Origin of the sequence: Pseudomonas sp. 43(2021) (assembly GCF_017490805.1) — a bacterium.
Classification (GTDB): Bacteria; Pseudomonadota; Gammaproteobacteria; order Pseudomonadales; family Pseudomonadaceae; genus Aquipseudomonas.
Window position 1 is genome coordinate 1 of record NZ_JAFGYJ010000122.1, and the last position, 690, is coordinate 690.

The window sequence follows — 690 nt, forward strand, 5'->3', positions numbered from 1 at the left end:
GTGCATTTCGAAGCGGTGAACGGCGGCATGATGTCTGCCATCAAGCTGGCGTTGGCACACATGCCGGAAGCGGATCTGCAAGTGTTCATGAATGCTGACATTCATTTTTTTACCGTGCGTGAATCGGCATCCTATGTGACTACGCGCCGGGCCGGCGGACCTTTGAATGTAGGGCTTGAACAAGAAACACAACAAAGCCGGGATGCCGCCACGGGACGCTTCGGCGTTGTGATGTACACGTCTGATGAAGACGCTGATCTTTGTTATGAATTATTCACTTCGCGTGCAGAAACCCGCAGGAATGATGCGCTGGGTGCTTTCATCAGACGGGAAAAAAAGCTTCAGCAACGCTCAAGAATGAGCGCCAGTGCCAACATGACGACGCCCCTGAGCAACACCCTGACCCAGAGCGTTCCGCTGAACATCAGGCGCTATACCCATGCCGCGGCCGAGGACGCTTCGATCAGCAGCAGTATGGCGATCATCGATTACTTCGGCGCGCTGAAAGCACCAGCGCAATCTGCGCGGTTGCAGACAGGGTTCTACCAGAAATTCAACGACCCTAACATCGTGCGCATCGCCGGGTTTCTCGCCGAGAACAGACCGTTCCTGAATAAAACCGAGCTCAGAGAGCTCGTGCGTGTACCGACGCCGCTCGAACTCTCCCGGGAGGAGGGCGAACGCTTGCTG

Annotated in this window: 1 pseudogene; it reads left to right on the forward strand. The window is 55.8% G+C overall.

Annotated elements, in window-relative coordinates:
* Positions 1-690: pseudogene (locus J5M71_RS26290) on the forward strand (hypothetical protein); the annotation flags it as partial.